23 protein-coding genes and 1 pseudogene are annotated in these 21,655 nt (G+C 71.1%); 18 read left to right on the top strand and 6 right to left on the bottom strand.

Going from position 1 to position 21,655, the window contains the following annotated elements:
* Nucleotides 1-13: 13 nt before the first annotated feature.
* Nucleotides 14-337, top strand: a pseudogene (locus ACZ4TR_RS24580) (HNH endonuclease signature motif containing protein); the annotation flags it as partial.
* A gap of 229 nt (nt 338-566) precedes the next feature.
* Here the strand turns inward: ACZ4TR_RS24580 and ACZ4TR_RS24585 are convergent.
* On the bottom strand, nt 567-1,046 hold the full coding sequence (locus tag ACZ4TR_RS24585; RefSeq protein WP_465289193.1) for a hypothetical protein: 480 nt from the start codon (nt 1,044-1,046) through the stop codon (nt 567-569).
* 63 nt (nt 1,047-1,109) lie between these two features.
* Here ACZ4TR_RS24585 and ACZ4TR_RS24590 point away from each other — a divergent pair, with 63 nt between their 5' ends.
* The 3 genes from ACZ4TR_RS24590 (at nt 1,110) to ACZ4TR_RS24600 (ending at nt 4,609) form a co-directional block, all read left to right on the top strand.
* Nucleotides 1,110-2,351 (top strand): aspartate aminotransferase type Ic, encoded by a 1,242-nt coding sequence (locus ACZ4TR_RS24590; RefSeq protein WP_465289194.1) that lies wholly within the window; start codon nt 1,110-1,112, stop codon nt 2,349-2,351.
* 116 nt (nt 2,352-2,467) lie between these two features.
* Nucleotides 2,468-3,436, top strand: a complete 969-nt coding sequence (locus ACZ4TR_RS24595) for a ferritin-like domain-containing protein (RefSeq protein ID WP_465289195.1) — start codon at nt 2,468-2,470, stop codon at nt 3,434-3,436.
* A gap of 66 nt (nt 3,437-3,502) precedes the next feature.
* A complete protein-coding gene (locus tag ACZ4TR_RS24600) occupies nt 3,503-4,609 on the top strand; it encodes an FAD-dependent oxidoreductase (RefSeq protein ID WP_465289196.1) in 1,107 nt (368 codons plus the stop codon).
* 11 nt (nt 4,610-4,620) lie between these two features.
* On the opposite strand, the gene ACZ4TR_RS24605 is transcribed toward ACZ4TR_RS24600, so the two are convergent.
* A complete protein-coding gene (locus ACZ4TR_RS24605) occupies nt 4,621-5,658 on the bottom strand; it encodes a LacI family DNA-binding transcriptional regulator (RefSeq protein ID WP_465289197.1) in 1,038 nt (345 codons plus the stop codon).
* 159 nt (nt 5,659-5,817) lie between these two features.
* On the opposite strand from ACZ4TR_RS24605, the gene ACZ4TR_RS24610 reads away from it, so the two are divergent.
* The 4 genes from ACZ4TR_RS24610 to ACZ4TR_RS24625 are packed head-to-tail and all read left to right on the top strand — an operon-like array spanning nt 5,818 to nt 10,308.
* Nucleotides 5,818-7,104: an ABC transporter substrate-binding protein gene (locus ACZ4TR_RS24610; protein WP_465289198.1), complete on the top strand. Its 1,287-nt coding sequence runs from the start codon at nt 5,818-5,820 to the stop codon at nt 7,102-7,104.
* A complete protein-coding gene (locus ACZ4TR_RS24615; RefSeq protein ID WP_465289199.1) occupies nt 7,104-8,036 on the top strand; it encodes a carbohydrate ABC transporter permease in 933 nt (310 codons plus the stop codon). Before ACZ4TR_RS24610 ends, ACZ4TR_RS24615 begins: the two co-directional genes overlap by 1 nt.
* Nucleotides 8,037-8,045: 9 nt before the next feature.
* Complete coding sequence (locus ACZ4TR_RS24620; protein WP_364521234.1) at nt 8,046-8,930, top strand: carbohydrate ABC transporter permease; 885 nt, start codon at nt 8,046-8,048, stop codon at nt 8,928-8,930.
* Nucleotides 8,931-8,946: 16 nt separating this feature from the next.
* The gene (locus tag ACZ4TR_RS24625) at nt 8,947-10,308 is read left to right on the top strand and encodes a GH1 family beta-glucosidase (RefSeq protein WP_465289200.1); all 1,362 of its coding nucleotides are present in this window, start codon (nt 8,947-8,949) and stop codon (nt 10,306-10,308) included.
* Nucleotides 10,309-10,368: 60 nt separating this feature from the next.
* Here ACZ4TR_RS24625 and ACZ4TR_RS24630 read toward each other — a convergent pair whose 3' ends face one another.
* On the bottom strand, nt 10,369-12,165 hold the full coding sequence (locus ACZ4TR_RS24630; RefSeq protein WP_465289201.1) for an AMP-dependent synthetase/ligase: 1,797 nt from the start codon (nt 12,163-12,165) through the stop codon (nt 10,369-10,371).
* A gap of 127 nt (nt 12,166-12,292) precedes the next feature.
* Between ACZ4TR_RS24630 and ACZ4TR_RS24635 the strand changes: the two genes are divergently transcribed.
* The 8 genes from ACZ4TR_RS24635 (at nt 12,293) to ACZ4TR_RS24670 (ending at nt 17,719) form a co-directional block, all read left to right on the top strand.
* On the top strand, nt 12,293-12,703 hold the full coding sequence (locus tag ACZ4TR_RS24635; RefSeq protein WP_155542130.1) for a polyketide cyclase / dehydrase and lipid transport: 411 nt from the start codon (nt 12,293-12,295) through the stop codon (nt 12,701-12,703).
* Nucleotides 12,704-12,715: 12 nt separating this feature from the next.
* Nucleotides 12,716-13,510, top strand: coding sequence for a metallophosphoesterase family protein (locus tag ACZ4TR_RS24640; RefSeq protein ID WP_465289202.1), 795 nt, complete (start codon nt 12,716-12,718; stop codon nt 13,508-13,510).
* 26 nt (nt 13,511-13,536) lie between these two features.
* The gene (locus tag ACZ4TR_RS24645) at nt 13,537-13,971 is read left to right on the top strand and encodes an SRPBCC family protein (RefSeq protein ID WP_364521240.1); all 435 of its coding nucleotides are present in this window, start codon (nt 13,537-13,539) and stop codon (nt 13,969-13,971) included.
* A gap of 4 nt (nt 13,972-13,975) precedes the next feature.
* Entirely contained in the window at nt 13,976-15,103 is a 1,128-nt protein-coding gene (locus tag ACZ4TR_RS24650; protein WP_465289203.1) for an ArsA family ATPase, read from the top strand.
* The gene (locus ACZ4TR_RS24655) at nt 15,100-15,504 is read left to right on the top strand and encodes a hypothetical protein (RefSeq protein ID WP_465289204.1); all 405 of its coding nucleotides are present in this window, start codon (nt 15,100-15,102) and stop codon (nt 15,502-15,504) included. The genes ACZ4TR_RS24650 and ACZ4TR_RS24655 overlap by 4 nt, the downstream gene beginning before the upstream one ends.
* Before the next feature lie 15 nt (nt 15,505-15,519).
* On the top strand, nt 15,520-16,458 hold the full coding sequence (locus ACZ4TR_RS24660) for an ROK family protein (RefSeq protein WP_465289749.1): 939 nt from the start codon (nt 15,520-15,522) through the stop codon (nt 16,456-16,458).
* 50 nt (nt 16,459-16,508) lie between these two features.
* Entirely contained in the window at nt 16,509-16,772 is a 264-nt protein-coding gene (locus ACZ4TR_RS24665; RefSeq protein ID WP_465289205.1) for a hypothetical protein, read from the top strand.
* Between the two features lie 104 nt (nt 16,773-16,876).
* Nucleotides 16,877-17,719, top strand: coding sequence for an NUDIX domain-containing protein (locus tag ACZ4TR_RS24670; protein ID WP_465289206.1), 843 nt, complete (start codon nt 16,877-16,879; stop codon nt 17,717-17,719).
* On the opposite strand, the gene ACZ4TR_RS24675 is transcribed toward ACZ4TR_RS24670, so the two are convergent.
* Genes ACZ4TR_RS24675 through ACZ4TR_RS24685 form a run of 3 tightly spaced genes read right to left on the bottom strand, consistent with a single transcriptional unit; the run spans nt 17,716 to nt 20,178 of the window.
* Complete coding sequence (locus tag ACZ4TR_RS24675; RefSeq protein WP_465289207.1) at nt 17,716-18,855, bottom strand: glutamate--cysteine ligase; 1,140 nt, start codon at nt 18,853-18,855, stop codon at nt 17,716-17,718. The genes ACZ4TR_RS24670 and ACZ4TR_RS24675 overlap by 4 nt on opposite strands.
* 10 nt (nt 18,856-18,865) lie before the next feature.
* Nucleotides 18,866-19,414, bottom strand: coding sequence for a hypothetical protein (locus tag ACZ4TR_RS24680; RefSeq protein WP_465289208.1), 549 nt, complete (start codon nt 19,412-19,414; stop codon nt 18,866-18,868).
* Nucleotides 19,411-20,178 (bottom strand): alpha/beta hydrolase, encoded by a 768-nt coding sequence (locus tag ACZ4TR_RS24685; RefSeq protein WP_465289209.1) that lies wholly within the window; start codon nt 20,176-20,178, stop codon nt 19,411-19,413. The genes ACZ4TR_RS24680 and ACZ4TR_RS24685 overlap by 4 nt, the downstream gene beginning before the upstream one ends.
* Before the next feature lie 209 nt (nt 20,179-20,387).
* Here ACZ4TR_RS24685 and ACZ4TR_RS24690 point away from each other — a divergent pair, with 209 nt between their 5' ends.
* Complete coding sequence (locus ACZ4TR_RS24690) at nt 20,388-21,149, top strand: lysophospholipid acyltransferase family protein (RefSeq protein WP_465289210.1); 762 nt, start codon at nt 20,388-20,390, stop codon at nt 21,147-21,149.
* A gap of 17 nt (nt 21,150-21,166) precedes the next feature.
* A complete protein-coding gene (locus ACZ4TR_RS24695; RefSeq protein ID WP_360681802.1) occupies nt 21,167-21,655 on the top strand; it encodes a polyadenylate-specific 3'-exoribonuclease AS in 489 nt (162 codons plus the stop codon).

A 21,655-nucleotide genomic window follows, 5' to 3' on the forward strand; every position in this document is an offset into this window, starting at 1 on the left:
GTCGGTAATCTAAAGCGAACCCCTCGACCTGGGCCGCCACCACCGCCTGATCACCACCCCACTCCGCCACGCGCTCTACCTCCGCGACCGCGGCTGCGCCTTCCCCGGCTGCCACCGCCCACCCCGTCACTGCCAAGGCCACCACATCCGCCACTGGGCAGACGGCGGCCCCACCGACCTCACCAACCTGGTCCTGCTCTGCGCCCACCACCACCAGCTCGTGCACCGCTCCGGCTGGCAAGTCCGCATCGCCGCCGACGGTCTACCGGAGTTCCTGGACAAACGCCGAAAACCCCGGCGCAACAACCTCCACCAACCACTCCCATTCGCAGCCTGAACAACCGAACACGGGAAAGGCCCGCAGCCAACCGGCTACGGGCCTACACCCACGCCCCGGCCACAGCAGCCCAACAGCAGCACCCAGCCACGATCGGCACCAACGAACCGCGCGACCAATGCCCGCCGTGGCGGGAACAGCCATCGCTACCCAGCGCGGCCACACACCGCACTCAACGGCACACCGCCCCCCAGCAGTTACCGACGAGCGGCATGCGTGCCACCCACGCCTAACCGTCCCAGACCGCCGCGCCCTGCCTCAGTACCTCGACGTCCGACTCCGACGACGCCGGCCACATCTCCACCACGTACCGGTAGTGCTCGCCGTACTCGTGGTCGTTCCAGTCGACCGGCGGCGGCCCGGCCGGGACGTACGAGACCCGGGCGCGGTACAAACCCGGCAGCACCGAAAAGAACTTTTCCTGCGATGGGTAGTCCGCCGGACCGGAAATCACGAGTTTGCCGCTCGGAACCGGAAGATCCGCTTCCACCACGTGCTCCGCGGAAGGCGACAACGCGGGCGGTGCGGGAAGGAGCGTGATCGACGACTCCACCAGGTCCGACCTCGCCGTGGCGATCGCGAACCCGCCCGGCTCCACCCCGATCCGGTGGGATTCCACGGCGAGCGCGGTCCAGCCGCTTCCGTCCAGCCGGGAACCGGAGTCGCGCAACGAGAACTGCCGCTGGTCGGCGTGGACTACCAAATGCACACCAACCACCCTAGCCAGGACCCGCCCCGAAATGGTATCGACGCCGGGTTTAGCGTTGACGTCATGACCACTGCTTCCGTCGACGTCGACACGGCCCGCCGCGACTACGCGGCCCTGGTCGACCGCGGCCTCTCCCTCGACATCACTCGCGGCAAGCCCTCCCCGGAGCAGCTCGACCTCGCGAACGGCCTGCTGAGCCTCCCCGGCGACGGTACCTTCAAGGCCGAGGACGGCACCGACGTCCGCAACTACGGCGGCCTCAAGGGCCTGCCGGAGCTGCGCCGCATCTTCGCGGGCGCCCTGCAGGTCCCGGCCGGGCAGCTGCTCGCCGCGGGCAACTCCAGCCTCGAGCTGATGCACGACGCCGTCGTCCAGGCACTGCTGTCGAAGCTCCCCGGTGCCGAACGCCGCTGGGCCGACGAGCCGACCCTGAAGTTCCTCGCCCCCGTCCCGGGCTACGACCGCCACTTCGCGCTCACCGAGCGCTTCGGCATCGAGCTGGTCCCGGTGCCGATGACCGACCAGGGCCCCGACATGGACGTCGTCGAGCGGCTCGTCGCCGAGGACAGCGCCGTCAAGGGCATCTGGTGTGTGCCGAAGTACAGCAACCCCACCGGCGTCACGTTCAGTGACGACGTCGTCAAGCGGCTCGCCACCATGACCACCGCGGCGCCCGACTTCCGGATCTTCTGGGACAACGCCTACGCCGTGCATCACCTGACCGAAGACGAGCCGGAGCTGGCCGACATCCTTGCCCTGGCCACCGAGGCCGGCAACGCCGACCGCGTGTTCGTCTTCGGCTCGACCTCGAAGATCACCTACGCCGGCGCCGGTGTCGGCTTCTTCGGCGCCTCCGAGGCCAACCTCGCCTGGTGGGTCGGCAACATCGGCAAGCGCACCATCGGCCCGGACAAGGTCAACCAGCTGCGCCACGCCCTCTTCCTCAAGGACGAGGACGGCGTCCGCGCGCACATGCGCAAGCACGCCGAGATCATCGGCCCGAAGTTCGAGGCCGTCGACCGCATCCTCACCGAAGAGCTCTCCGACCTGGCGTCCTGGACCAAGCCGACCGGCGGGTACTTCGTTTCGCTGACCGTGCCCGAGGGCACCGCGAAGGAGGTCGTGCGGCTGGCGAAGGAGGCCGGCGTCGCGCTGACCCCCGCCGGGGCGACCCACCCGCACGGCGACGACCCGGCCGACGCGGTCATCCGCATCGCGCCGACGTTCCCGGTGCTCGCCGACGTCGAGGAGGCCGTCCGCGCGCTCGCCGTGTGCGTCCGGCTCGCCGCGGCCGAACGCTCCTGACCTGCGGAAACAAAAAGAGCAAGAACTTTTTCCCGATTTGACCGAGCCGGGGGCCGTCCGGGTACGTATGACCGGTGGGTGAGGTGGACGAACTCGTCACGAGAGGACGTCCCCCGGTGTTCGGAAAACGCTACACACAGCAGCTCGTCGAGCGCAGCGCGGAGAACGCGACCGACCGCCGCCGCTTCCTCAAGGCTGCGGGAGCGGCGGGGCTCGGCGTCGCGGGTGCCGGCGCGCTCGGTACCGCGCTGTCGCTGGGCCTCGGCTCGGCGGGCGCGACTTCGCAGTACCCGGAGCAGAACGCGCAGGACGCCGCCGCCAGCGACGCCGCGGTGCTGAACTTCGCGCTCAACCTGGAGTACCTCGAGGCGAACCTGTACTCGTTCGCCGTCTACGGCTACGGGCTGAACGAGAAGTACGTCAACGGCGTCGGCAACCTCGGCAAGGTCTCCGGCGGCCACGCCGTGAAGTTCAAGAGCGAGCACACCAAGCAGATCGTCCAGGAGATCGCCGGCGACGAGGTCGCCCACGTCACCTTCCTGCGCAAGGCGCTCGACAAGGCCGCCGTCGCGCAGCCGGAGATCGACTTCCAGAACAGCTTCACCGCCGCCATGCAGGCCGCCGGGGTCATCAAGGAAGGCCAGACCTTCGACCCGTTCGCGAGCGAGAACAACTTCCTGCTCGCCGCGTTCCTGTTCGAGGACGTCGGCGTGTCGGCCTACAAGGGCGCGGCGCCGCTGGTGAACAACAAGACGTTCCTCGACGCGGCGGCGGGCATCCTCGCGGTCGAGGCCTACCACGCGGGCATCGTGCGCGGGCAGCTGTTCGAACGCGGCCTCGGCGACATCACGAACAAGATCTCCGACGCCCGCGACAGCCTCGACGGCAAGGCCGACGACGACGAAGGCGTGCTCAAGGACGGCAAGGCGAACCTCATCCCCGCGGACGCCAACGGCATCGCGTTCGGCCGCTCCGCCGACCGCGTGCTCAACATCGCCTACCTGAACCCGGACAAGGTCTCCTCGGGCGGCTTCTACCCGCGCGGCCTCAACGGCGACATCGCCACCAGTGGCGCCAAGGAGTGAGCGCCGCGTGCCGCCGTCACGGTAACGTCGTGAGCGGCGGCACGCGGAGTCCACGAGGGGAGCACGGTGCGGGTACTGGTCGCGGGCGGCGGGATCGCCGGCACGGTGACGGCGATGGCGATGAAGCTGGCCGGACACGATCCGGTGGTCTTCGAGGCCTACCCGGCCGGTGGGGAGGACGTCGGCGCGTTCCTCACGATCATGCACAACGGCATGGACGCCCTGCGTGCGATCGGCGCCGACCGGCCGGTGATCGACGCGTCCTTCGCCGCGTACGGCGTCGAGCTCGTCGCCGCGAACGGGGATACCGTCGGGCGCAACGAGTTCGACACCGGAAGCGTCGACGGTCCGCGCACGCTGACCCGCGCGACGCTCTACCGCGTCCTGCAGGAGGAAGCCGCGCACCGGGGCGTGCCGCTCGAACGCGGGAAGCGGCTGGTGGGCGCCCGGACCGGCCCCCACGGCGTCACGGCCGAGTTCGCCGACGGCACCATCGAGACCGGAGACGTCCTCGTCGGCGCCGACGGCCTGCGCTCGGTCGTCCGGCGGCTGATCGACCCGGCGGCGGACGAGCCGCGCTACACCGGGCTGACCGTCGTCTACGGCTACACGCGCGCGCCCGGTTTGCCGTCGGCGCCCGGGATCTACCGGATGGTCCGCGGCAGCAAGGCCGCCTTCGGGTTCACGACCGACCCGGACGGCGCCACGTTCTGGTTCGCCCGCATCCCGGACACCGAGCGGTCCCGTGAGGACATCGCGGCCGTGACGCCGGCCGGCTGGCGCGAGTTCGCGCACGCAGCGTTCGCCGGGGAACCGTTGCCCTGCGCCGAAATCATCGCGGCCACGGGCGAGGAGGTCTTCGGCGGTCACTCCTACGACCTCCCCGAGACGCGCGTCTGGTCGACGCCGGAGATGGTCCTGGCCGGCGACGCCGCGCACGCCGCGTCCCCGGCCGCCGCGCAGGGCGCGTCGATGGCACTGGAGGACGGCGTGATCCTGGCGCAGTGCCTGCGTGACCTGCCGGACCCGGCGTCGGCTTTCGCGGCGTACGAAGGACTTCGGCGTGAGCGGGTCGAGAAGCTGGTCGCGTCGAGCGCCGGGAAGGACGTCGGCGAAAAGCCGGGCTGGGTCTACGCGCACCACATCGACTGGGACGCCAAGGTCACCGCGTAGCACCGGATCGGCTACGTGCCGCAGGAGTCGCGGACCACCAGTTTCGTCGGCAGGTGCACCGGATCCGGTGCCGTCCCGGTCTCGATCATCGCCAGCAGCGCTCCCGCCGCCGCGGTGCCGAAGCCCGGCTTGTCCTGGGCCACCGTCGTCAGCGCCGGGTCGACCAGGGACGCCACCTCGATGTCGTCGAAGCCCACCACGGCCAGGTCCGCCGGCACCCGCAGCCCGGCCGAGCGGGCCGCCAGCAGGGCGCCGACCGCCATCTCGTCGCTGGCCGCGAACACCGCCGTCGGAGGATCCTTGCGGGCCAGCAGCCGCCGCATCCCGACGAACCCGCTTTCGCGGTAGAAGTCCCCGGTGACCACGAAATCGTCGCGCGCCGCCAATCCGGCCTCGGCCAGTCCGCGCAGGTAGCCCTCGGTGCGGGCCGCGGCGGGGGCGTTGCCGCGCGGGCCGGTGATCGTCGCGATCCGGTCGTGGCCGAGCGCGGCCAGGTGCCGGACGGCTTCCGCCGCGCCGCCGGCGTTGTCCGAGGTCACGTAGGTCGCCCGCGGACCCGCCAGGGCCACGTCGACCGCGACGCACGGCAGCCCGGACTGGGCGAACGTGGCGAAAGCGTCCGCGTCGGTGCCGCTGTCGATCAGCACCAGCCCGGCCAGGTGGTGGCGCCGGGTCATGCTCACGTACGCGACCGGGTCGGCCAGCGACACGCCCGGGTTGCGGTCGCGCGCGTCGTCGCTCGTCGCGAGCATCAGCAGGTGGTAGCCGTGCGAGCTGAGCGCGGATTTGAGGCCCAGCAACAGGTCCTGCAAGAACGGGTGCCGCCAGCCTGGCCGCCGGTGGTCGGTGTCCCAGACCAGCCCGACCATCGCCGACTGCTGCCGTGACAGGGCCCGCGCCGACTCGTTCGGCGAGAAGTCGAGCTCCCGGGCGACGCGCTCGACGTGCTCGCGCGTCGTCGCGCTGACCGTGGCGGGGCGGTTGAACACCCGCGAGACGGTCGCGACCGAAACCCCGCAGAGCTGGGCGATCTCGCGGGCCGTTACCATGCTGACCTCCTGTGCTGTAACCGGTTACATTCCTAGCACATGATCTCAGGCTGGGTAAATGCCGAACTGCGTTACCAGTTTGTTACTTGACGAACATGTGCTGGGAGCGCTCTCATAGTCCCGCGTTTTCCGACCGGCCCGCAGAACAACGGAGATCTCATGCGCCCGAAAACGACAACCCGCCGGATCCGCTTGATCGCGGGGGTGGTGTGCGCCGGCCTGGCCGCGGTCACCGCGCTGAGCGCCTGCGGAAGCAGCGACGCCGGCAGCGGCGGGAAGGTCAAGCTCAGCCTCGGCCTCTTCGGCAACTTCGGCTACACCGACCTGATCAAGGAGTACCAGGCGGCGCACCCGAACATCGAAATCACCGAGCGGACCGCGTCCTACTCCGACCACCACAAGAACCTCGCCGCGCACCTGGCCACCGGCGGCGGCGCCGCGGACATCGAAGCGATCGACACGGGGTACGTCGCCCAGTTCAAGGCGAACCCGGACAAGTTCGTCGACCTCAACACCGTCGGCGGCGACAAGCTCAAGGATCGCTGGCTGGGCTGGAAGTGGTCGGCTTCGCTGGCCAAGGGCGGGCAGCAGATCGGCTACGGCACCGACGTCGGCGGCCTGGCGATCTGCTACCGCCGCGACCTGTTCGAGAAGGCCCAGCTGCCCGCCGACCGCGACGCCGTATCCGCGCTCTGGCCCACCTGGCAGGCGTTCTTCGAAACCGGTAAGCGCTTCCAGTCCAAGGCGCCGAACGGCGTCAAGTTCATGGACGGCGGCCCGACCGTGCTCAACGCGATCGTCGGCCAGGCGCCGGTCGGCTACTACGACCAGAGCGACCAGATCGTCGTCGGCAGCAACCCGGCGCTGCGCACCGGCTGGGACCAGGTCGTCGACGCCGTCAAGGCGAACCTCTCCGCCGGCCTGCTCTACAGCACGCCGACCTGGAACACCGGATTCACGCAGGGCCAGTTCGCCACCGTCACCTGCCCCGCCTGGATGATGACCAAGATCAAGGACCAGGCGCCGGACACCGCGGGCAAGTGGGACATCGCCACCGTGCCCGGCGGGGGCGGCAACTGGGGCGGCTCGTACCTGACCGTGCCGAAGCAGGGCAAGCACACGAAGGAAGCCGCCGAGCTCGCCGCGTGGCTGACCGCGCCCGAGCAGCAGGCGAAGGTGTTCACCAGCAAGGGCCTGCTGCCCTCGACGCCGTCGCTCTACGACGACCCGAAGATCACCGGCTACACCAACTCGTTCTTCTCGGGCGCGCCGGTCGGCAAGCTCTTCACCGACGCCGCCAAGAAGCTGAACCCGCAGTACCAGGGCCCGAAGGCGGGCGACGTCCAGACGGAGTTCGGCAACGCGATGCAGCGCGTCGAGCAGGGCAAGCAGGACGGCGCGGCGGCCTGGCAGCAGCTGGTCGGTGACGTCGAAAAGCTCAAGTGATGGCTGGGGCGAAAACGCTGTCCTTCGCCGACCGGCGGCACAAGTGGGACGTCAAGCTGTCGCCGTTCGGCTTCATCAGCCCGTACTTCCTGATCTTCGGCGTCTTCGGGTTGTTCCCGCTGCTCTACACGGCTTTCGTGTCGCTGCAGAAGCGCAACCTGCTCGACGCCGAGGACGCGACGTTCATCGGGTTCGGCAACTACGAGCAGCTGCTGTTCCACGACCCGTACTTCTGGAACTCGATGGGGAACACGGTCAGCCTGTGGCTGCTGACCACGATCCCGCAGATCCTGTTCGCACTCGGCATCGCGCACCTGCTCAACCGCCGGCTGCGCGGGCGCACGATGTTCCGGATGGGGATGATCCTGCCGAACATCACCTCGGTGGCGGCGGTGACGATCATCTTCGCGCAGCTCTTCGGCCGGGACTTCGGGCTGGTGAACTGGGTGCTGAGCTGGTTCGGCGGCGGGCACGTCGACTGGCAGGCCGGCACGGCCAGCTCGCACACCGCCATCGCGGCGATGGTGGTGTGGCGCTGGACCGGCTACCACGCGCTGATCTTCCTGGCGTCGATGCAGGCGATCCCGTCGACCATGTACGAGGCCGCCACCCTCGACGGCGCGAAGGGGTGGCAGCAGTTCTGGCGGATCACCGTGCCGCTGCTGCGGCCGCAGATCATCTTCTCGACGGTGATCGCGACGACCGGGAACATGCGGCTGCTCGCCGAGCCGCTGCTGTTCAACCCCGGCACGGCGGCGGCCACCGGCGGCTCGGACCGGCAGTTCCAGACCGCCGCGCTCTACCTCTACGAGCAGGGCTTCACCAAGTACGACTTCGGCTACAGCTCGGCGATCGCGCTGATCCTGGCCGTCGCCACGATGCTCGTCGCGGGCGTGTCGTACCTGGTGACCCGGCGCATCCAAACGGACTGAGGAGCCGACATGACCACCGTGCTGACCCCGGCGGCGCCCGCGCCGCCGGCGGCCCCCGGGCGGGCCCGGCGCCTCGTGCGCCGGGTCGCGAGCCCGTGGACCTACGCCGCGCTGATCGCGATCCTGGCCGGCTCGGCGTTCCCCGTGTACTGGTCGTTCGTCGTCTCCTCGCAGACGTCGGAGGCGGTCGGGAGCGTGCCGCCGGTCCTCGTGCCCGGCGGCCACCTGTTCGAGAACATCGCGCGGGTCTTCGACGAGACGGACTTCGCGCTGGCGCTCGGGAACTCGATCATCGTCGCGGGCACGATCACCGTGTCCGTGGTGCTGTTCTCGACGCTGGCCGGGTTCGCCTTCGCCAAGCTGAAGTTCCGCGGCCGCACCGTGCTGCTGCTCCTCGTGGTCGCCACCCAGGCGATCCCGACCGAGCTGGGCGTCGTGCCGCTCTACATGATGATGGCCGACTTCGGCTGGGCCGGGCAGCTGCAGGCGGTGATCGTGCCCGGCCTGGTCACCGCGTTCGGCGTGTTCTTCATGCGCCAGTACTTCGAGCGCGCCCTGCCGCTGGAACTGCTGGAAGCCGGGCGGATGGACGGCTGCAACTCACTGCGGCTGTTCTGGCACGTCGCGCTGCCGGCCGCCCGCCCGGCCGCGGCGGTGCTCGGGCTGTTCACGTTCATGCAGGCGTGGAACGACTTCTTCTGGCCACTGGTCGTGCTGGTGCCGGAGAACCCGACCGTCCAAACCGCACTGTCCACCCTGGCCAGTGGCTACACCACCGACTACACGCTCGTGCTCACCGCCGCCACCATCGGCACCGTCCCCGTCCTGCTCGTGTTCCTGCTGTTCGGCCGCCAGATCGTCGGCGGCATCATGCAGGGCGCGCTCAAGGGCTGACCTCCCGGAGATCACCGTGACCACCAGTTTCCCGCCCGGCTTCCGCTGGGGCGTCGCCACCTCGGCGTTCCAGATCGAGGGCGCGACCCGATCCGACGGACGCGGACCGTCCATCTGGGACACCTTCGCGGCGGTCCCCGGCGCGGTGGCCGGGGGTGACACCGGCGAGCCCGCGGCGGACCACTACCACCGCTGGCCCGCCGACCTCGGCCTGCTGAGCGACCTCGGCGTCGACTCCTACCGCTTTTCGGTGTCCTGGCCGCGGGTCGAGCCGGACGGCCGGCGCGCCGAACGCCGGGGGCTCGACTTCTACCGGCGGCTGGTGGAAGCCCTGCGGGAGCGGGACATCGAGCCGTTCCTCACGCTGTACCACTGGGACCTGCCGCAGGCCCTGGAGGACGAGGGCGGCTGGCGCTCCCGCGACACGGCGGCGCGCTTCGCCGAGTACGCGGTGCTGGTGCACGAGGAGCTCGGCGACGTCGTCGACCACTGGACGACGTTGAACGAGCCGTACCCGTGCGCGGTCGCGGGCTACGGCGAAGGGCGCCACGCGCCGGGCGCGCGGGAGGGCCACGGCGCGCTCGCCGCCGCCCACCACCTGCTGCTCGGCCACGGCCTGGCGGTACGGGCGATGCGGGCGCAGGCGCCGCCGCAGCACCAGTTCGGGATCGTGCTCAACCAGTCGCCCACGGTGCCGGTGACGGACTCGGCCGCGGACGCCGCGGCGGCGGCCCGCCAGGACACGCTGCTGCGGCGCCAGTTCACCGACCCGCTGTTCGGCGGCCGGTACGCGCCGGGCCTGGTGGCGATGTTCGACGGCGTCTCCGACTTCTCGTTCCGCCACGACGGCGACCTGGAGACGATCGGCGCGCCCCTGGACTACCTGGGCGTGAACTACTACTACCGGCTGCACGTCGCGGACGCGCCCCACCGCGAGCCGGACCCGGCGCTGCGCACCGTGACCGACATCGGCGTGGACACCTCACGGCTGCCGGACGTCCCGCGCACGGGCATGGGCTGGCCGGTGGAGCCGGAGGGCCTCACCGAAGCCCTGGTCGGCCTGCACAACCGCTACCCGGGCCTGCCGCCGCTGTACGTCACCGAGAACGGCTGCGTGTACACCGACCGGAGCGACTTCGCCGACTACGAGCGCATCTCGTTCCTGAGCGAGCACATCGAGGCGACGCGCGCGGCCGCGGCGGCAGGGGTGGACCTGCGGGGGTACTTCTGCTGGTCGCTGCTGGACAACTTCGAATGGGCCCACGGGTACAAGCACCGGTTCGGCCTGGTGCACGTGGACTACACGACGCAGGAGCGCACGCCCCGGGCCAGTTTCCGCTGGTACCGCGACCACATCGCCACCCAGCGCACCCAGTAAGCCGTGAATGTCGCATTGAGGGACTTGAAGTCCCTCAATGCGACATTCACGGACTTGGGGCTACTTCTTGTAGAGGCTCTCGATGTCGGTGGCGTAGTTCTTCGTGACCACGTTGCGCTTCAGCTTCAGGCTCGGCGTGATCTCGCCGCCCTGCTCGGTGAAGTCGTTGGCCAGCACCGTGAACTTCTTGATCGCCTCGGCCTTGGACACCTGCTTGTTGGCCTCGTCGACGGCGGCCTGGATCTCCGCGAGCAGGTCGGCGTCGGTGGCCAGGTCCGCGACCGTGGCGGCAGCCGGCTTGCCGTGCTGGGACTTCCAGGACGGGAAGTACTCCTCGTCCACCGTCACCAGCGCCGCGATGAACGGGCGCTGGTCGCCGACCACCATGGCCTGGCTCACCAGCGGGGCCGCCTTGATCGTGTCCTCGAGGCCGGACGGGGCGACGTTCTTGCCGCCCGCCGTCACGATGATCTCCTTCTTGCGGCCGGTGATCTTGAGGAAGCCGTCGGCGTCGAGCTCGCCCAGGTCGCCGGTGTGGAACCAGCCGTCGGTGAGGGACTCGGCCGTCGCCTGCGGGTTGTTGTAGTACGCACCGAAGACGACGTCGCCCTTGAGCATCACTTCGCCGTCGTCGGCGATGCGGACCGACGTGCCGTTGACCGGCTTGCCGACCGTGCCGACGCGGAACGCCGTCTGGGTGTTGACGTTCGCCGCCGCGGACGTCTCGGTCAGGCCGTAGCCCTCGAACACCGGGACGCCGATGCCGCGGAAGAAGTGCGCCAGCCGCGCGCCGAGCGGGGCACCGCCGGACACCGCCGCGACGCAGCGGCCGCCGAGGGCCGCGCGCAGCTTGCCGTAGACGAGCTTGTCGAACACCAGGTGCTTGGCCTTCAGGCCGAGCCCGGCGCCGCCCTTGTCCTGCGCCTCGCTGTAGGCGACCGCGACCGCCTCGGCGGCGTCGAAGATCTTGCCCTTGCCGTCGCCGTGGGCCTTCTGCTTCGCCGAGTTGTAGACCTTCTCGAACACGCGCGGCACCGCGACGACGAACGTCGGGCGGAACGTGCCCAGGTCGGCGACCAGGTTCTTGACGTCCGGGGTGTGCCCGAGGGTGACGCGCGCGGACAGCGCGGTCACGGCGATCGCGCGGGCCAGCACGTGCGCCAGGGGCAGGAACACCAGCAGCGAGTTGCCCTGCTCCATGAGCTGCGGGAACGCCTCGATGTCGGCGCGGATCTCGGCCAGCAGGTTGCGGTGGGTCAGCTCGACGCCCTTGGGGCGGCCGGTGGTGCCCGAGGTGTAGACGATCGTGGCGAGCTCGCCCGCGCTCACCTCGCGGCGGCGTTCGTGCAGCTCGTCGTCGGAGAGCCGAGCACCGATCGCGGACAGCTCTTCGACGGCGGGGGAGTCGCCCTCGATCTGCCACGTGTGGTCCAGCTCGGTGAGCCGGTCCCGGATCTCGTCGACCGCCGCGGCGTGGGCGTTCGTCTCGACGAAGACGCCCTTGGCGGCCGAGTCGGAGAGGATCCAGTACACCTGTTCGGGGGAGGACGTGTCGTAGATCGGCACCGTGACCGCGCCGGCCGCCCAGATCGCGAAGTCGATCAGCGTCCACTCGTAGCGGGTCTTGGACATGATGGCGACGCGGTCGCCGCGGCCGATCCCGGCCTGGGCCAGGCCCTTGGCCACCGCCAGCACCTGGCCGGCGAACTCCTTGGCCGTGACGTCCAGCCAGGTTCCGTCGACCTGGCGGCGGAAGCTCACCACGTCCGAGAACCGCTCGGCGTTCGCCCAGACGACATCGGACATGTTCTCGTCGTCGGCCACCGGCTTGCCGGCGGGAGCGCTGTATTCGCGCACGTGGACCTCCGTGTTCAACGCGTGCGGCGGGCGACACCGCTGTTACCCGCCAGTCAACTTAGCGTGGTGAGCACCTTAAGACCATGCTGATCGCCGTCGCACGGCGAGGGCGTGACATTCTTCGCACGTGAACGCGCCACCCTCACTCGACATCGTCGACGAGACGTTCCTCGCCGTTCCGCCGGCCACCGTGGCCGCGGTCTTCGCCGCACCGGCGTCCTGGCGGCGCTACTGGCCCGACCTGGTCCTCGAGGTCTACACCGACCGGGGGGACAAGGGCCTGCGCTGGACCGTGCGGGGCGCGCTCGTCGGTACGATGGAGGTCTGGCTCGAGCCGGTGCTCGACGGCACCCTGCTGCACTACTTCCTGCGGGCGACCCCCGCCGACGCGGCCGGGACGCCCCGGGAGCTGGCGCCACGCGACCTGCGCCGGGAGTTCGACCGGCGGGCTCGCGCGGCGAAGGAGATCGCGCTCGGGCTCAAGGAGATCCTGGAGGACGGGCGCGAGCCCGGCGTTCCTCCGCGCGGCGAAAGCTAGAGGGGGCCAGGGGTGCGGGTACACGTCGTCTCGGACGTGCACGGCAATGTCGACGGGCTGAAGCGCGCGGGGGACGGGGCCGACGCCCTGGTCGTGCTCGGCGACCTGGTCGACTTCGTCGACTACCACGACCACGAAAAGGGCATCATGGGCGCCCTGTTCGGCGCGGAGAAGGTGGCCGGGTTCGCCCGCCTGCGCCGGGAGGGCACCCGTGACGAAACCGTTGCTTACTCACGGACGCTCTGGGCGAGCCTCGACGACCCGGCCGGCGCCGTCGACGAGGCCATCCGCACCCAGTACGCGGCGCTCTTCGCGGCGATGACCGCGCCCACCTACGCCACCCCCGGCAACGTCGACACCCCGGCGCTCTGGCCCGAGTTCGCCGGCGAGGGCATCCGGGTCCTCGACGGCGAGGTCGCCGAGATCGGCGGCCTGCGGTTCGGGTTCGTCGGGGGCGCGTTGCTGCCCGACGGCGTCGTCCCGCGTCCCCGCAAGGGCGCCGCCTGGCGTCCCTACCTGCGCGTTCGGGAAGACTACGACGCGAGCGTGGCCCAGCTCACCGAGGTCGACGTCCTCTGCACGCACGGCCCGCCGGCGCTGCCGGAGCTGACCTACGACGTTGTCGCGCGCCGCGCCGAGATCGGCTCGACGGCCCTGCTCGACCTCATCCACGCCCAGAAGCCGCGCTGGTCGGTGTTCGGGCACGTGCACCAGCCCCTGGCGCCCCGCGCCCGGGTCGGCCGGACCGAGTGCCGTAACGTCGGTCACTTCAAGGAGACCGGGCAGCCGTACGTGCTGCGCTGGTGACCGACCGCGGCGGCTACGCTTCGTCCATGGCCGAGCAGTCCACACAGTCCATCGAGGTCGACGCCGAGCCCAGCCGGGTGATGGCCGTGATCGCCGACTTCCCCGCGTACCCGGAATGGGCCAAGGCCGTCCGGCAGACCGAGGTCCTCGACACCGACGACGACGGGCGCGCCAAGCAGGTCAAGCTCACCCTCGACGCGGGCCCGATCAAGGACGTCTACACCCTCGAGTACGACTGGGACGGCGACGGCCTCGGCGTCAGCTGGCACCTGGTCAAGGGCCAGATGCAGAAGGCGCAGAACGGCCGCTACGCGCTGGAGGACCTCGGCGGCCGGACGCGGGTCACCTACACCCTGTCGGTCGAGCTGGCGCTGCCGATGATCGGCCTGCTGCGCCGCAAGGCCGAGAAGATGGTCATGGACACCGCGCTCAAGGAGCTGAAGAAGCGGGCCGAGGGGTAGCCGCGTGCGGATCCTGCTGTTCACCGGCAAGGGGGGTGTCGGGAAGACGACGCTGGCCGCCGCCACCGGCGCCGCCCTGGCCGCCCGCGGCAGGAAGACCCTCGTCGTGTCCACCGACCCGGCGCACTCGCTCGGCGACGCCTTCGGCCACACCCTCGGCGCCGAGCCGTCCGAAGTGGACGCTCTCCTTTCCGCCGTCCAGATCGACTCGCGGACGCTGGTGGACACCTCTTGGCAACGGCTGCGCGCCGAGCTGCAGAGCGCTCTGGCCGGCGCGGGACTCGACACCCTGGACGCCGAAGAGCTCACCGTGCTCCCCGGCGTCGACGAGCTGCTCGCCCTCACCGAAGTCCGCCGGCTGGCCGAAGCCGGGCCGTGGGAGACCATCGTCGTCGACTGCGGGCCGACGGCCGAGACGCTGCGGCTGCTCGCCCTGCCCGAAGCCATCTCCGGCTACCTGACCCGCGTGTTCAGCCGCCGCGTCACGGAGTCCGTGCGCCGGCTCGGCACGCACCTGGACGGCCTGCGCGCGCTGCTGACCGAGCCGTCGGTCACCACGGTCCGGCTGGTGCTGACGCCGGAGCGGGTGGTCGTCGCCGAAGCGCGGCGCACGCTCAGCTCCCTGGCCCTGCGCGGAATCGCCGTCGACGGGCTGATCGCCAACCGGCTGATGCCCGCCCCCGGGTTCTGGCGCGGCGGCGCCGGGTCGTGGCTGCGCACCCGCCGGACGCAGCAGGACGCCGTGCTGGCCGAGCTCGCCGGTGCCGGGTTCACGGCGGTGTCGCGCGTCGAGCACCGCGCCGCCGAACCGGTCGGGCTGCCCGCGCTGCTGGAGATCGCCGCCGAGCTCTACCGCGACGGCGACCCCCTCGACGGCGACGGCACTCCGGTCACCCCGCTGCTGGGGGTCCGCCCGGCGCCGGACGGGTACACGCTGCGCATCGCGATCCCGCTCTCCCGGGACGCCGAGGTCGACCTCGCCCGCGTCGACGACGACCTGGCGATCACCGTGGACGGCTTCCGCAGGCTCATCGCCCTGCCGGAGTCGCTGCGGCCGTGCCGGATCACCGGCGCGGAATCCGACGCCGACGGCCTGGTCGTGAACCTGGCCGGGAACCGGGGACGCGGGTGAGCGAAGAGGACGAGACGGCCGGACCGCGGCTCGCGGAGGAGATCCGCCTGCTCGCGGAGATGGTCGTGGAGAAGGCGGCGCCGTGGCTCGAAGGCGTCGTCGCGGCCGGTCACGGGGACCCTGACCAGGCGAAACCGGACGGCTCGGCGTGCGGCTGGTGCCCGCTGTGTGCGATCGTCGCGGTGGTGCGGGGGGAACGTCCCGAATTCGCGGCCCGCTTGCTGGAACAGCTGGCGCAGCTCGTGGCGTTGCTCCGAGCGGTGCTCGCGGACCGCTGGGAACCGGACGAGGGCGTGCACATGCCCGGGTTCCGGCCCGCGCCGCGGCCACCGGCGGACGCTTCGGTGCCGATGCGGGTACAGCACATCGCCGTCCGCCGGCGCGACGAGTGGGAGAGCTGAGTGCGGACGATAGGGGTGGACGTCGGCGGGACGAGCATCCGGGCCGGCGTGGTGGACGAGCGCGGTTCCCTGCTCGACACGGCGCGCGTCGCGACGCCGAGCGAGGAGGGCGCCCTCGAGGACGCCATCGCGGGCGTCGTCGAGGACCTGCGCAACCGGCACGAGGTGGCGGGCGTCGGGCTGGCCGTGGCCGGGTTCGTGGCGCGCGACCGCCGGTCGGTGATGTTCGCGCCGCACCTGGCCTGGCGCGGCGCGCCGGTCGCGGACCGGATCGAGAAGCGCGTCGGCCTGCCGGTGCTGCTGGAGCACGACGTCAACTCGGCGATCGTGGGCGAGCACCGCTTCGGCGCGGCCCGCGGCGCCCAGGTGGCGGCGCTGGTGGCCCTGGGCACGGGGATCGGCGCGGGCCTGCTGCTGGACGGCAAGCTGTTCCGCGGCGCGTACGGCGTGGCCCCGGAGCTGGGCCACCTGACGGTGGTCCGCGGCGGCCGGCCGTGCCCGTGCGGCAAGTACGGCTGCTGGGAGCGCTACTGCAGCGGAACGGCCCTGGCGTCGACGGCGGTGGAGCTGCTGGCCCGCCACCCGGGCCGCTCGACGGTGCTCGCCCCGCAGGTCGCGGGCGACCCGGGCTCGGTGACGGGCCGGCGAGTGGCCGGCGCGGCCCGCGACGGCGACCCGATCGCCCAGCTGGCGATGGCGGAGCTGGCCAAGTGGCTCGGCGAGGGCCTGGCCCTGGTGGCGGACGTGTTCGACCCGGAGATCATCGTGATCGGCGGGGGAGTGTCGGAGTCGGCACCACTGTTCTTGGACGAGGCCCGCGAGCACTACGCGGGAGCGATCACGGGGGCGCGGCACCGGCCGCTGGCCCGGATTCGGACGGCCCACCTCGGCGACGACACGGCGATCGTCGGCGCGGCGGCGCTGGCGCTGGAAGCGGCCAGGACCCCGGTCTGACCCGTGTCACCCACCCGAGCGAGGGGTACCCGGCTGGGGGAGGGGTGGACATGACGGCGGACACGTGGGTCGGCGTGGGTGGCGCGGTTCTCATGGCGGGCGGGGTGCTGCTGAGGTGGAAGGCGCGTCGCCGGGTGCCGAAGGCGGTCGCGGTGGGACTGCCGTTGTTCGGCTGGATGCTGTTCGCCGAGTTCCTGCTCAGGCCGCTGGTGCCGACCCCGGTCGTGGTGGCCGTCCTGCTCGGCGGTATCACTCTGGGCATCTTCCTGGCGGCGTTCTTCGGCGGCCGCCGAGGCCGCCGGCCCCCGGGCTGACTTGCGGTTCGAGGTCTGCCGCGGCTGGTCGTGAGTGGGAAACTGCGTTCCCACCCTGTTTCACGCTCACGACCGTGGCCGCAGGAGTGTGACAGGCTGGACCGGTGAGTGCCCCGTCCGCGAGCGTCTTCGTCAAGTGTTCCTGCGGGCACCTGCACTGGGGCCGCTACGGCGCCGCCGGGCTGCTGCTCGTCGATCCCGCGCGTGGCGTTCTCCTGCAGCGGCGGGCGTGGTGGGTGCACCACGGCCGCACCTGGGCCCTTCCCGGCGGGGCCATCGAAGCCGGCGAGACCGCCGTGACCGCGGCCGCCCGCGAAGCGTTCGAAGAAGCCTCCGTCCCGACCGGCGCCTTCCGCGCGGTCTCGGCCTCCGTGGTGGACCATGGGGACTGGAGCTACACGACCGTCCTCGCGCTGGCCGACAGCGTCGAAGCGAAGGTCGCCAACACCGAAAGTGCGGAGGTGCGCTGGGTGGACCCCGACGACGTGCCCACCTACCGGCTGCACCGCGACTTCGCCGCCGCCTGGCCGGATCTGCGCGAGCGTGTCGGGCAGGAGCTGGTGCTCGTCGTCGACGCCGCCAACGTCGTCGGCTCGCGGCCGGACGGCTGGTGGCACGACCGGCACGGCGCCGCCGAGCGCCTGCGCGACCAGCTCGCGAAACTCGCCGAAGCCGGCGTGCCGGACCCCGGCGACGCCACCGTGATCTGGTGGCCGCGGATCGTCCTGGTCGTCGAAGGCAAGGCCAAGCACGTCACCGGCGTCCCGGGCGTGGAGGTCGTCGCGGCCGACACCGACGGCGACTCGAAGATCGTCGAGGTCGTCGCCCAGGAGAAGGCCGAAGTCCTCGTCGCGACGGCCGACCGTGAGCTGAAAGGGCGCGTCGAAGCCCTCGGCGCGTCGATTCTCGGCCCGGGCACGCTGCGCAGGCAGCTCGACGAGCTCTAGTCCTTGACGATCCCGTCGCGCATCTCGGCCACCAGCGACGCCATCACGGCCTTGAGGCTGCCCTTGTGCGCCGCCGCGACCGCCCGCTGCCGCCGGTAGCTCGGCCCGTACCGCAGGATCGTCTCGACGTCGCGCAGCTCGGCCACGCAGTTCAGGCGCCGCGCCACCGGCTCCAGCCGGTCCAGCAGGTCGGCGATGTCGTCGGTGACCAGCCGTTCGCGCCCGGCCGCGTCCAGGATGACGATCGCGTCCGTGCCGTAGCGGGCCGCGCGCCACTTGTTCTCCTGGACGTGCCACGGCGGCAGCGTCGGGAGGATTTCGCCGTCGTCGAGGCGCTCGCTGAAGTCGTCGACCAGGCACTGCGTCAGCGCCGAGATCGCGCCGACCTCCTCCAGCGTCGGCAGCCCGTCGCAGACGCGCATCTCGATCGTGCCCAGGTGCGGCGCCGGCCGGATGTCCCAGCGGATCTCCGAGAAGTGGTCGATCACGCCGGTGGTGAACATGTCCTCGGTGTAGCTCTCCAGCTCGGCCCACTTCCGGAACTGGAACGGCAGCCCGGCCGTCGGCAGCTGCTGGAACATCAGCGCCCGGTTCGACGCGTACCCGGTGTCCTCCGCACCCCAGTACGGCGACGACGCCGAAAGTGCCTGCAGGTGTGGCGCGTAGTTCAGCAGCGCGTCCAGGATCGGCAGCACCTTGTCGCGGTGGTCGACCCCGACGTGGACGTGCACGCCGTAGATCAGCATCTGCCGGCCCCACCACTGCGTGCGGTCGATCAGCTTGGCGTACCGCTCCTTGTCGGTGACCTTCTGCTGGTACCAGTTCGAGAACGGGTGCGTCCCGGCCGAGAACATCTCGACGCCGAGCGGGTCGGCGACGCCGTGCACGACGTCGAGGGAGTCCGCGAGATCCGCCTTGACCTCGGCGATCGTGTCGCAGACGCCGGTGATGATCTCGATGGTGTTGAGCAGCAGCTCCTGCTTGATCTTCGGGTGCTCGGCCCGCCCGTCGGGGCGGACGGCCTCGAGGATCCGCTCGGCGACCGAGGACAGCTCGCCGCTGCGCCGGTCGACCAGGCCGAGTTCCCATTCCGCGCCGACGGTCGATCGCCGCGAAGGGCTGAACTCGATGGGCATCGGCGTGGGGTCAGACCTGGGCGCCGTTGCTGGGGTCGGCGCCGGGCGGCGGGCCCTGCCGGACGCGCAGCAAGAGCAAGGCGATCGACGTCGCGAGCGCGAGGATGCCCAGGGGCGTCGCCACCGTCGGGCCCACCCCGATCGCGCCGGGCAGGATCAGCAGGAAGAGCCCGGCCAGGAACAGCAGCAGGATGAGGAACGCGCCCATCTTCGGCCGCGGCAGCGGCGGCGGCTCCGGCGGGACGTAGTGCTCGTCGTCGCCGGCCGGGTCGTCGGAGAACATCGTCGTGTCCCACGACGTGCCCCCGGACCGCCAGCCGGGCTCCGGCGGGCTGTCCGCGGCCGGCGGCTCGGCGGGCCGGTCCGGCGTCCGGCGCGACTCGCTCTCCACGCCCGCCCCGGACCCCGCTGCGCCGGCGGCCCCAGCTGCATCTGCCGTGTCCGCGGCGTCCGCGGTGTCTTCTTCCACCGAGAGCCCGAACCCGTCGGCCCGCAGGTCGGCGACGATCTCGGCGAACGTCGCGTCGACGTCCTCCGGCCCGTCCTTCCCCCGGCTCATGCGGTCTCCTCCGGCTGGGCGGCGTGCGCCTTCACGAACTCGACGCTACGCGTGAAGATGACCTCGGCGTCGTTGTCCTGCGTCGCGACGTGGTAGCTGTTCTCCAGCACCACCTCGGTGACGTCGGTGCTCGAGACGCCCTTCAGCACCAGTTGCGAGTTCACCGGCTCCACGACGTGGTCGACCGACGAGTGCAGCAGCAGCACCGGCTGCGTCACCTTCGCCAGGTCCGCGCGCACGAGGGCCCACAGCTTCGCCAGGCTCGCCGCGGCCCGCACCGGCGTGCGCGGGTAGGCCAGCTCCGTCTCGCCCGGCTTCTTGATGTCGTTCGCGATCGCCGGCACCGACGGCACGATCCGGCCCAGCACCGGCAGCAGCCGCGTGTCCCACTTCAGCCGCGTCACCGACGGGTTGACCAGCACGATCCCGGCGATCCGGTCACCGAACTCCTCGGCCAGGCGCAGCGTGAGCGTGCCGCCCATCGAAAGACCGCCGACGAACACGGTCCGGCACGTCGACAGCAGCGCGAGCAGCGCCTCGCGGACGGCGCCGTACCAGTCTTCCCACGTCGTGCGGTTGAGGTCCGGCCAGCGGGTGCCGTGCCCCGGCAGCAGCGGGCAGCGCACCGTGAACCCGGCCCCGGCCAGGTGGTCACCCCAGGCCCGCAGGCTCGCCGGAGTACCGGTGAACCCGTGGCAGAGGAGGAACCCGGTCTCGGCCGAACCGGTGTGGCCGAACGGTTCCGCGCCGGCGAGCACGCCCATGCGATCGCCTTCCGTGTGAGCGGTGGATCCGTCCATGCTCTCACGGCTCGCGGACGTTGTGGGGCTCCGCCCGGGCCCGGAATTCCCTGTGAGATCGATCGCTGCCGGGTGGTAACCGGGTGGTCTCCGTTGTGCGGCGGCCACCGGGCTTCGTAGGCTGACCGTCGCGGGTGACAGGGGTTGGGCTGCGATGGAGGACTGAGGCACCGGTGCTGTACTGGCTCATGAAGTGGGTATTCATCGGACCGCTGCTCAAGACGCTGTGGCCGACCAAGGTCGTCGGCGCGGAAAACATCCCCGAGACCGGCGGCGCGATCCTGGCCGGCAACCACCTGGCGGTCGCGGACTCGTTCTTCATGCCGCTGCGCGTCAAGCGCAAGGTGACCTTCCCGGCCAAGTCCGAGTACTTCACCGAGCCCGGCTTCAAGGGCCTGCTCAAGAAGTGGTTCTTCACCGGCGTCGGCCAGTTCCCGATCGACCGCTCCGGCGGCAACGCCGCGCAGGCCGCGCTCGACACGGCCACCCGCCTGGTCAAGGCCGGCCACCTGCTCGGCATCTACCCCGAGGGCACCCGCTCCCCGGACGGCCGGCTGTACAAGGGCAAGACCGGCGTCGCCCGGATCGCCCTCGAATCCGGCGGCGTCGTCGTCCCGGTCGCGATGATCGGCACGGACAAGGTCAACCCGATCGGCTCCAAGATGTGGTGGCCGCGCCGCCTCGAGGTCCGCTTCGGCACGCCCCTCGACTTCTCGCGCTACGAAGGTCTTGCCGGTGACCGGTTCATCGAGCGGTCCATCACGGACGAGATCATGTACGCGCTGATGGAGCTGTCCGGCCAGGAGTACGTCGACATCTACGCCGCGAAGGCCAAGGAACTGCTGGCCGCCGAGGCCGCCGGGGTGAAGCCGAAGGTGCCTACGCAGCCGTCCGCAAAGGACGCGGCCCGGGTACCCGACAGCAAGGTCGGCTGACCTACTACTGTTCACCAGTGCGTTTTTTCTACGACACCGAGTTCATCGAAGACGGCGTGACCATCGATCTGGTGTCCATCGGTGTCGTTGACGAGCGGGGCCGCGAGTTCTACGCGGTTTCGACCGAGTTCGACCCCGCGAAAGCGGGCCAGTGGGTCCGGGACAACGTCCTGGACAAGCTGCCGTCGCCGGCCGACCGGGCGTGGCGCAGCCGCGAGAAGATCCGCGCCGACCTGCTGGAGTTCTTCGGCAAGCCGCCGGGCGGGATCGAGCTGTGGGCGTGGTTCGCCGCGTATGACCACGTCGCGCTCGCCCAGCTGTGGGGCCCGATGCCGGCGCTGCCCCGGCAGCTGCCGCGCTTCACCCGCGACCTGCGTCAGCGCTGGGAGGACGCGGGCAAGCCGAAGCTGCCGTCGGCGCCCACCGACCAGCACGACGCCCTGGCGGACGCGAAGCACAACCTCGCGCGCTGGGAGATCATCGAGGAGTACTTCCGGCGCCGCTGA

Source organism: Amycolatopsis sp. NPDC028719, from assembly GCF_055565395.1.